General features: G+C 40.8%; 9 protein-coding genes. 1 reads left to right on the top strand and 8 read right to left on the bottom strand.

The genetic code is table 11. The annotated features are described in order from the left end of the window. Nucleotides 1-85 precede the first annotated feature (85 nt). The 6 genes from LM917_RS02885 to LM917_RS02860 all read right to left on the bottom strand — a co-directional run bounded on the left by LM917_RS02885 (nt 86) and on the right by LM917_RS02860 (nt 6,335). Nucleotides 86-1,381, bottom strand: a complete 1,296-nt coding sequence (locus LM917_RS02885) for an NAD(P)H-dependent oxidoreductase (protein ID WP_232695993.1) — start codon at nt 1,379-1,381, stop codon at nt 86-88. A gap of 212 nt (nt 1,382-1,593) precedes the next feature. Continuing rightward, nucleotides 1,594-2,637: a PTS glucitol/sorbitol transporter subunit IIB gene (srlE, locus tag LM917_RS02880; protein WP_232695992.1), complete on the bottom strand. Its 1,044-nt coding sequence runs from the start codon at nt 2,635-2,637 to the stop codon at nt 1,594-1,596. A 22-nt stretch (nt 2,638-2,659) separates the two neighbouring features. Beyond that, the gene (gene srlA, locus LM917_RS02875; RefSeq protein WP_232695991.1) at nt 2,660-3,199 is read right to left on the bottom strand and encodes a PTS glucitol/sorbitol transporter subunit IIC; all 540 of its coding nucleotides are present in this window, start codon (nt 3,197-3,199) and stop codon (nt 2,660-2,662) included. A 240-nt stretch (nt 3,200-3,439) separates the two neighbouring features. Further along, nucleotides 3,440-3,925, bottom strand: coding sequence for a transcriptional regulator GutM (locus LM917_RS02870; RefSeq protein WP_232695990.1), 486 nt, complete (start codon nt 3,923-3,925; stop codon nt 3,440-3,442). A 208-nt stretch (nt 3,926-4,133) separates the two neighbouring features. Next, entirely contained in the window at nt 4,134-4,499 is a 366-nt protein-coding gene (locus tag LM917_RS02865; RefSeq protein WP_232695989.1) for a PTS glucitol/sorbitol transporter subunit IIA, read from the bottom strand. Nucleotides 4,500-4,931: 432 nt separating this feature from the next. Further along, nucleotides 4,932-6,335 (bottom strand): copper amine oxidase, encoded by a 1,404-nt coding sequence (locus LM917_RS02860; protein ID WP_232695988.1) that lies wholly within the window; start codon nt 6,333-6,335, stop codon nt 4,932-4,934. Nucleotides 6,336-6,577: 242 nt separating this feature from the next. Here LM917_RS02860 and LM917_RS02855 point away from each other — a divergent pair, with 242 nt between their 5' ends. After that, a complete protein-coding gene (locus LM917_RS02855) occupies nt 6,578-8,776 on the top strand; it encodes a DNA topoisomerase III (protein WP_232695987.1) in 2,199 nt (732 codons plus the stop codon). A 142-nt stretch (nt 8,777-8,918) separates the two neighbouring features. Here LM917_RS02855 and LM917_RS02850 read toward each other — a convergent pair whose 3' ends face one another. After that, complete coding sequence (locus tag LM917_RS02850; protein WP_232695986.1) at nt 8,919-9,407, bottom strand: GNAT family N-acetyltransferase; 489 nt, start codon at nt 9,405-9,407, stop codon at nt 8,919-8,921. A 138-nt stretch (nt 9,408-9,545) separates the two neighbouring features. Further along, entirely contained in the window at nt 9,546-10,757 is a 1,212-nt protein-coding gene (locus LM917_RS02845) for an MFS transporter (RefSeq protein ID WP_232695985.1), read from the bottom strand. Nucleotides 10,758-10,788: the final 31 nt, after the last annotated feature.

Genomic DNA, 10,788 nt, shown 5'->3' with positions numbered 1-10,788 from the left:
GGTTTCTTTTTCAAACTGTCTACAAACACGGTCACAGTTCATTACGAAAGAGGGGCATTTTTCCGTTGTCATTATTTATTGTATCTTAGGAATTCATTTGAGCATCCATGATGTTACGTAGATGAAGAATCATATTTTCAGAGGTGAATTCTACATCATCGTATGTGATGTATTCGCCACGTCGGACATTATTTTTCAGTCGAATGTGCGGTCCGATCAAACCGATTGGAAGAGCGCGCATTTTCTTTTTATCTTCAGAAGTTACGATGCGCCCGAATGAAGTGAAACCGCCGATACTGTCTAATGCTTCTCCTGCTACCAGATCTTTTTTCGCAACTGCAACAGTCTCAGCAATGGAACCATAGTAAGGAACGATAGTTGGCTCGTTTTCGAGATACGCTTTTGCTACAGATAGCGGGGTTTCTAAGCTACACAGGTGATAAGGACGGTACAGGACATAGTTTGGACCTTTACCCATTTTTACATATTGCATTTCATGATGAACTTCTTCCTTGTCTGAAGTTATAATGGCAAATACTCCTGGTGCGATACCATCTACATATTCAACAATTTTGGTTTGATTCAGAACACCGCCGTCTTCTTTCAAACGGAAGATATCTGGTAATTCATTTACACTTGCAGCAATCCCATGCATACCCTGTACATCAGGAATGAAGCCTGTTGCGTTTGCTACGCATGTCATTTCCACCATTGTTTTGGTACCATCCTGGAAGGAAGCAATCATTTTTGGACTGGCCCCTTTCATGATTGCTTCATCACGAGCGGTATCTGGATTAGCGAAGAAGTTTACTTTGTTGTTTTTTCCTTTACCAAGTGCAACAATTTCAAATCCGAGGGCATCGGCAAAGTCATGTAGCTCCATTATGCAACCAGGCTCGTCACCAGCAGTCCCTGTATAGACAAGACCGGCTGCCTGCGCCATTTTAGATAGTAGAGGACCTACTGTTACGTCTGCTTCAGCATTTAGCATAACCACGTGTTTACGATTCAGGATACCATCCCAAGCAACCTGAGCACCAATATTAGGAACCCCCGTTGCGTCAACGATTACGTCCACATTATCGAGACTGGTAATCAAAGAGGATTCTTTGGTAACAACGACATTACCTTGACTAATAGCTTGGTCAGCTTTGTCATTGTCAGAGGTTTCGCAGATTGAGCCACTTGCTACACCTGCTTTTTTATATGCATGTACACCATTTTCAGGGTTAATATCGGCAGTAGCTACAACACGCATACCTTTCATTGATTCGATTTGCGAAATTAAGCCGCGTCCCATTTGTCCTGCGCCTACCAGGCCGACGTTAATGCATCCACCATCTTTTGCCAATTGTGCGAGTTTACGATTAATGTTTAACAAGATGAATTCTCCTCCTTGGGTTTATATATGTAAGTATTATGGGAAGCATCCGGTTTGATTTGGATGCCTGCTAGTAATGGTTTCTTTATTCATCTAATTTTTGTTACTGTATCAGAATGTATAAACGGCGGAGCTTCACTTCCTGATACGCATGAAAAACATCCGCTAATGAAGGACCAGCTTCTTCGAAAGGGCTTCGATAGAAGTTTTTCTTAATTTGAATACAAGCCAAAGCTGAACAAGAATGCAATGACTACAGCGAGTGGACCTGTAAAGATACGAGAAATAAGTACGGCTGGAACCCCAACTTCAATCGTTTCTGGTTCAGCATCACCTAGAGTAAGACCAACAGGAACGAAGTCACAACCTACCTGCGGATTGATAGCAAAAAGGGCAGGGAGAGCAAGGGACGGAGGAATATTACCACGTCCGATTTCGACACCGATTAATACCCCGACCACTTGAGCGATTACAGCACCAGGCCCCAACACAGGGGAGAGGAACGGTAAGGAAGCAATAACGGATAGGATAAGTAGACCGACTAAACTACCAGCAAGTGGGGAAACGAATTTTGCTATGAGATCCCCGATTCCTGAATAATTAATGATACCGATGATGGTACTTACAAATGCCATGAACGGCAGGATGTTCTTAATAATCTGTTCAATCGTTTCACGACCAGCCTGATAGAATACGTTAACGATTCCACCCATTACGCGACCGATACGTTCGATGAAGTTAGGTTTTTTAACAGCTTTCATCTGTGCTACTTTTGCTTTGGCTTCATCTTTTATTTCTTTTGCGCTCTTACCTGCATTTGGATTTTCTTTTTTCTCTTCTTTTATAATGGGTTGATCTTCCGTTACGGAAACGCTTACATTATCATCAACTAAAGATATATCTTGTACTCGAGTACCTGAAACAAAAATCTCTTCTTTAATAAATTGAATTAATGGACCTGATGGGGAAGTTGCTGTTACATCTACGGTCATAACATTTAGCCTAGGATAAACACCGCATCGTGCCGTTCCTCCACAGTCAATGACCACACAAGCCATTTCATCAGGTTCTACCTTTGTATTGAAAGCATCAATGGGAATACCGCCAGTTAGTTCTGCAATTTTTTCTGCAACGGGATGTATCCCTCCACCAGTAACGCAAGCGATATATTTCTTTTTTTCGGTAGGCTTAATAACAAGTGGGCCACCCCAGCCTCCAGAACCTTTTACAATACGAACAGCGCGAAAGTTATCCATGTTGTTGTAGTCCCCTCTCCAATTATTGAATAGCCGATTCTTGTTGGGCTTTACGTTTAATCATCATCTTGGTGATATATTCAGTAGTGATACCTCTGATGAGAATAACGATAATACCGACTAGGAAGAAGCGAATTGCAAGGGGGCCTAAAGATAAGCCTAGAGTAGTGATACCTGTTGCAATCCCCATGTACACGAATAATTCAGCTGGATTGGCATGTGGGAAAAGACCTGTAATCGGGTGACAAAATGATACGGCAGAATCATAAAAGGCAGGCTTCTGCTCTTCTTTTAAAAAGCGTCCAAATGTATATGCCATCGGGTTGGTTAAGAAAAACATTGCCATAACAGGGAACACGGTATACCGTAAGATGATGTTGCCTGTACATTTTCTGGCAAAATTAGTGATACGCTCTTCACCACAAAATTTGATAAAGGCGTTAACGGCAGTAATGAGACAGACAAGTGTAGGAATAATACCCGTAACCAATCCCATAAATGTCTCTCCGCCTGCATTGAACAAACCGATAAATCCTTCAGCCAGATGGACAAATAAATCCATAATATGACCCCCTTAAGATGATTGAATGTAAAACTAACCTAATATCCTTGAAACGTGAGACGTGATCGACCTCCTTTATGAAAATGTAAAAATTGGTAATAATCAAAAATCGGAATGTGGATAGAGAGTAGACTTACTACTTACGTTGTTTGCATGAATAGAAGCTAAAAAGAAAAAGCCAAGTAGATGCTCACATGTAGCATGTTACTTGGCACGAAACCCAATTAATTGATATTTTTGTTAACAAGAAGAATTGAATACAATTGATGGTTTATCAGTGGTTTCTATTGAATCAGTTTCTATTGAATCAGTAAGTAGCTCTGGATTTTCGTCAATTTGCTTTATTTGTTGTTTTCGGAGTTGTTCGCTTCTAATGTTTTCGATTGCCATGTTTAATGCTTTATCTTCAGGTTTCGTTGGGGTAATAACGAAGCAGGCATCGATATGTTTTCCGATTTTTTCAGGAGTAGGTTGTAATCTGGCAAAAACAGTTACACCCTTCATGCTTTTACACTGAGTGATGATTCCATCTGTATCGGTTGTGACCATAGAAACAGCTCCTACAGAGAAGCGAGTTTTCTGTACTCCAACACCAAGGAATCCTGAAGCTTGCTTCCGCATCTCATTCATTGTCAATCGAAAGTGCTTCATTTGTTTGAGTGTAAAAATAAGTTGACACACCCACATCCCAACGAAAAAAACGATTAGTGTACCCCATATTCCCATAGATCGGTGCTCCTCTCGATGACATATGTTCAACACAATTACAATTGTAAAACGAAAGCGTTTTCAAGTCAATGAATTTTGTAAAAATTATAAATGTAATTTTTATTTACATTTACTTAAAGAATGCAAATTTACTTGATATACGTAGTTAACCTTATACTAAAAATGACCGGTGGAGCTTCTAAACAAAAATAGTGTAAGGATGGTTTTACGGTCTAACAAATGAGATTGTCATATCAATGGCAGGAGTAAATAATTCATTATTTTCCACGTGAATGGTTCCAGGTAATTCCGGTGTAGTCGCTCCATCGAACTTTATGGTGCAATGCCCCATACTGGCAAGAGTATTGTTTGTCACATCACCTACTGCTGTAACAGAGTAGCTTTTATCGCCTATGATCAGTAAATCACTAACTTGTACTGGTTCACTCAATTCAGCCTTTGTGTGTAAGATAGCGATGTCGTGTAATTCATCTGGTACATCATCATTGAAGATAATGAGTGTGCTTTCCGTTAAAAAGGGTTCTACCAGACTTCCAATTTTAGTTGTTGTAACATGAAGTAAATGTTTCATCGTTTTCCTCCCAGTTTGCATACATTTTTTTGCGGATATAGGTTTTGTGACAGTATCTTGTATGTAACCTCCTTGAAGATACTATCATAATTTTTAAAAAATGAAGAAAAAAGCTAAGTGAAAAAGCATGATTAGATGGTAGAAGCAGCTCAAAATAAATAGCCAAGTACATGCTTTTCTCAGCATATTACTTGGCACGAAACCCAGCGGAAAGGTATGTTATTTAGATTTTCTAACAAGTAAAATCTGGTGAGTTGAAAAAAATATCACATCAGCTAAAACTACCATTTATGGAGTTTCATTACAAATATAACATATGTATGACACGATTACAATTGTAAAACGAAAGCGCTTTCACGTCAATCTCTTTTTATATAAAAAGTAAAACAAGGGTACTCTCAAATCGGAGTACCCTTGTTATTGAATCACCTATTACCATTGGACACGTACAAAGCTCGGTACATAATTCCCATAGAAACCTGGGGAGAGGGTAAGACCTCGAAGAATCTCAACTTCTTTTCCGGTCACTAAATTTTTCATATAGAGTGAACCTTCTGTTGGAGTGGTTAGTCTGACGAATGTCATCTGCTCATGAGAAGGTGAGAGCGAGTATAACGTATCTGACGTTACCTTACTTCCTGCGGTAAGCTGTTTTTCACTGCCAGATGAGACATCCTCTTGCCAGATTCGTTGGTCAGGAACTAGAGGTTTATTCTCTGAATAATTCCATTCCGTTTCTTTACCTCGTAAAAAGAATAATTGGCTGGAGGAATCGGGAGCAAATTGAGGCAATGTGTCTACCATACCTGTTTTCCCCTGATCATATACTTGCTTAGTCAGGGCTTCCCAAATAGCTAGGTGTTTACCATATGCAGTCATCCTGTCTCCCCCCTCTATAAAGGCGAGACGTGAACTATCCTTCGACCAGGATAACCATTCTGGATAGACTAATCCTCCCCCAATATCATAAATACGCTTGGTATTTACCTGTAAAACCTGGAGGGGAACGCCATCCGCAGAAAGGGAACCAGAGTTAGGCTTTAGGAAAAAGGCCATGTACTCAGCATTTGGCGACCAAACCAGACCGATAGCTGAACGAGGATATATATAATAATCTTCATTAAAGAAAGTGTTATTTGATTTCTGCAATGTGTAGAGCGTTTTGGAAGTGCCATTTAAAAATACCTGATCAATATGCAATTTTTGTTGATTTATGCGTGGGTAGGAAACAGCAAGACTTTTACCGTCTGGAGCCCATGAAAAATCAGAGACATCAGTAAAATCTACTTCTTCATAAAAAGTGGATATCTTTTGAACGCCTGAAGGGGTTACTTGAACGACTCTGCCTTCCTGTCTAGTTGGGCGAAGAGTGTTATTATCAACTGTTGTGCTTGCTTTCACGGTGCTGTAAGCTAACATGGATTCAGTTGGGGACCATTTTGCAGTTTCGTATACAGGCAGAGTTTCTACCTGAAATTTCTGTTTTCCATCTGCACTGATTACCCATAAATCCCACGAATAGGAATTCTTATGCGGACTACGCAAATAGGCGAGCCATTTACCATCAGCGGACCAATCCAGGAGCTGAACAGTTCCATCCTTGACGATTTCTTTTGGAATAGACCCTTTTTGCGAAGCATCCCATAACCAGATTGTACTCTCATTCTGAAGCGCAATTTTAGCAGGTAAAGAAGATAGCGGGACATTCTTTGATACTACTGGGGTTGGTGATACAGGAATTTTTTGAGGAGCTTCTGCTGCGTAGGCACTTCCTGTTCCAGCCACTAACGAGCATGATAATAGTAATACACTTAATTTTGAAGCCCATGAGAACATGCTAACAGCCTCCATTTCACGGTGCGAGCGTGGTATGTTATTTTACTATCATCATCGTACCAAATATTAGGGAATTATCACAGCATAAGTAACAGAAATTGATGAACAATTCAACCAAATGTTATTATATCGCAATCTATTTGTACTCTACCTTCACTAACGCTATCATAGAACAAGAATGGAAATGATGCAGACGAGGTTCCGATTATCAGATGTATCATAGTGAGAGGATGACAGCAAGAATGAAAAAAACAATCGTAATTGCGGAAAAACCTTCCGTTGGTAAAGATATAGCAAATGTACTTCACTGTAAAAAATCAGCCAATGGCTACATGGAAGGCGATACTCATATCGTCACGTGGGCATTCGGCCATTTGGTTACGTTAGCAGATCCTGAGGTGTATGGAGAAACCTATAAGTCATGGAAGCTGGAAGATTTGCCTCTTCTACCAAATCGCTTACAGCTAACAGTGATCAGACAAACGGGTAAGCAATTTCAAACCGTGAAAAAGCTCCTTGGTCGCAGTGACGTAGGCGAGATTATAATCGCAACGGATGCAGGTCGAGAAGGGGAATTGGTAGCAAGATGGATTTTAGAGAAAGCACATGTGAAAAAGCCAGTAAAGCGCCTGTGGATTTCCTCTGTTACCGACAAGGCGATTAAAGAGGGATTCCGTAAGCTTAAGGACGGAAAAGAATACGAAAACCTATACGCATCGGCCGTTGCTCGTGCGGAAGCGGATTGGTATGTGGGAATTAATGCAACGCGCGCTTTAACATGTAAGCATAATGCCCAGCTTTCATGCGGTCGTGTTCAGACACCAACTGTTGCTATGATTGCCAAAAGGGAAGAGGAGATTCAACAATTTACTCCACGCTCATTTTATGGAGTAGCAGCATCGGTAGACAATGGTCTGAAGCTCGTGTGGCAGGATCGAATTAACAATGATGTAAGAACGTTCAACAAGGATAAAGCAGAACAAATTGTAATCCAAGTAAAGAACAAGGAAGCGCAAATCACTGATATTCGGAAAACTGCGAAGAAAAGCTTTGCTCCAGCGTTATATGATCTCACTGAATTACAACGAGATGCGAATAAGCGCTATGGATTCTCTGCTAAGGAAACTCTTTCAACCATGCAAAGTTTGTATGAGACACATAAGGTATTAACGTATCCAAGAACTGATTCACGCTATATTTCTACTGATATCGTGGAGACCTTACCCGATCGATTCCGTGCATGTTCGGTTAAGCCTTATACACCTTTTGCAGCCAAACTACTGAGACAACCGGTAAAGCTAAGCAAACATGTCGTCGACGATAACAAAGTATCGGATCACCATGCGATTATCCCGACTGAGCAGAGTGTACTTCTAAGTAAATTAAGCGATAAAGAGCGTAAAATCTATGATTTAGTAGTAAAACGTTTTTTAGCGGTCTTTTATCCGCCATTTGAGTATGAGCAGATCAGTGTAACTGCTAAGCTCGGAGACGAGACATTCGTTGCTAAAGGAAAAACAATCACAAATCAGGGCTGGAAAGAAGTATACGAGAATCAGTTTGAAGAGGAAGAAACACAGGAGGATGTGAAGGAACAATTGCTTCCTACACTATCACAAGGTGATAAACTGACGATTACGAACGTATCTCTAACAAAAGGCGAAACACGTCCGCCTGAACCATTTACGGAAGCAACTCTGTTATCTGCTATGGAAAATCCGGTACGTTATATGGCAGGTGCAGATAAAGAGCTGGTGAAAACGATTGGAGAAACAGGTGGTCTAGGAACAGTAGCTACTCGTGCCGATATAATTGAAAAGTTGTTTAACAGCTTCCTGATCGAAAAAAGAGGCAAGTATCTGCATATCACTTCAAAAGGGAAGCAACTGCTGGAATTGGTGCCAGATGAGTTGAAGTCACCTAGCCTGACAGCTGAGTGGGAAGTGAAGCTCGGAGCGATCGCAAAAGGATCATTGTCCGGACCAGCTTTTATCAGTGAAATGAAGGGATATGCAAAACAGATCGTTCAAGAGATTAAAATGAGTGACCAGCGATTCCGACATGACAACCTGACTCGTAGTAAATGCCCGGATTGTGGCAAGCTAATGCTAGAGGTGAACGGTAAGAAGGGTAAAATGCTTGTCTGCCAAGACCGGGAGTGTGGTCATCGCAAAAATATTTCTCAAGTAACGAACGCCAGATGTCCTAAATGCCGCAAAAAGCTGGAATTGCGAGGAGAAGGGGACGGCAGAATGTTTGCTTGTGTATGTGGGCATCGAGAGAAACTGTCCACGTTTAATGAGCGAAAGGGAAAAGAAAAAAATACGAAACTATCTAAACGTGAAGTCTCACAATATATGAAAAAGCAGGATCGGGAAGAAGAGTTCACCAATCCTGCTTTGATGGAAGCGTTGAAGAAGCTACAGATCGATAAGGAATAGTGCTGAAATCTCGTCACACAAAAGGTGTGGCGGGATTTTTTTGTGAACTGTAAATGACTACTGTAGTGGGCTGGCTGTAGACGATTAAAAATCCTAGCATGGAATATCCTTGACTTAATTCATTGTTGATACCGATAGAGAACTAACTCTGTAGAATGTCCAAGAATGGCTTCTGTCTTTTTACCAACGGCATTAAAGCCATTTCGTTGGTAAAAAATGCTTGTCCCACCTGGTTTTTTGCCTCAACCCAGGCATTCAATTCTCTTAGGTCTTCTACATGAGTCAAGAAGTGGTCAAATAATGCTTTGCCCACACCTGTTCCGAAAAAATCAGGTTTGGCATAGATGCGAATTAATTCGTAACTACCAGTTAGATTTTTATCGGGTGTGGCTTGAGCAAATGCAACGATCTCATTTGACACAGTGGTAGCAACAAGAAAAAGTCTGGTTTGCTTATTCTGATCATTCTGAATTCTTTTTTTGAGGTTATCTACAGAATAAGCTAGAGATAGAAACTCCGTAATCATAGCGAGCGGAAATATCTCGGCATATGTCTGTTGCCAAGATAACTGGGCGATTGTAGCAATAGCAGAAGCATCGTTTTCATCAGCTGGGCGTATGGAGAAAGTCATCAAAACCTGTCACCTCTTTTATAAAAATTTGGGTTTAATAGTCGGAACCATGAAAAAATGAAGGAATTCATGATGAGTATTATATACCAAGCTGCAGAAGTATGGTTACCAAGTTTCACGATCAATACATATAGATGTTTACTGAGAGTGCGCAGACTTATCGATAAATTGAAAATAGGGAAAGGTTAAACCAATTACTGAGACGATACAGATGAGGATACCGATCGCAAGGTATAGCGGCTGTATGCCCCAGAGTTCACTACTAATCCCACCAACCAGAACACCGAGGGGCATTGTTCCTCTAATAATGACCAGACGGACAGAAAAGATTTTGCCCATTAGATGATTAGGAACCCTTTGTTGAAAGATGGTTGTATTATGAACGTTAAAGAATGACATTGCTATACCCGCGATGATCTCAACAAGAATTGCCACCATAATGAACTCATTCAAACCTAGAACGACATAGGTTAATCCCCCCACAACAAGAGAGCCGAGCATAAGTGTCCTTTTGCTGTTGAAGGTTAGTTTGCCAACCAATAGTGAACCGATCACATACCCTAGTGGAAACCCAGCCATGAATAAACCGTAAACATTGTAATCCCCTTTTAGGATATCCAGGACATATGGTAGATTGATTACCATCGTTACGCCCACCCCAAATTGAACAAACGCAACAAAGATGCCAAACCAAACCAAACTCTTCTCCTTGAAAAAGAAATGGATTCCTTCTGTAAATTGCTCAAGCCACGTTTTCCGTGGGGGAGTAGCAATCCTCTCCTCCTTCATTCCGATTAATAGTCCTCCACTAGCTGACAAAAGTAAGATAACCAATAACAACGTTAGCTCTGTCCCAAGATATTCGATGACAAGCCCACCAGAGACGGGAGCAAGAAACATCATCAGTCGAGTCGTACCATCTAGGTAAGCATTTGCTGTGGATAAATGTTCTTTTGACACTACAGTAGGTGTAATAGCTTGGCTGGCAGGCACGTAAAGTGGCGTGATTAAACCAATGATCACCTGAACGAAATAAATATGCCATACTTCCAAATATCCAGTAAACAGTGCGATAAGGGGAACGCAAAAAATTAAAGCCCGTACCCATTGGGAAAATATCATGATCCATTTCCTGCTCCACTTATCAATAAAGGGTCCACTAATTAGCTGTAAGAGGATAGAGGGGATAAAATAAAGGAGCCACATGCTCCCCAAAGCCAGCTCAGAACCTGTCATCTGATACACCAGAATGGAATTGGAGAACGTGCCAAACGCTCCTGCCAATTCTGATATGGCACTACCTATCCAAAGGGAAATAAAGCCGTGATTTTTACTAAGTTTCGTCCGCATTATTGTATCATCCTAACCTGTTCTCTTTTTT

Origin of the sequence: Brevibacillus daliensis (assembly GCF_021245735.1) — a bacterium.
Taxonomy (GTDB): Bacteria; Bacillota; Bacilli; order Brevibacillales; family Brevibacillaceae; genus Brevibacillus_B; species Brevibacillus_B daliensis.
The sequence above is the reverse complement of the archived record's forward strand: the minus strand, read 5'-3'. Positions and strand labels throughout refer to the sequence as shown.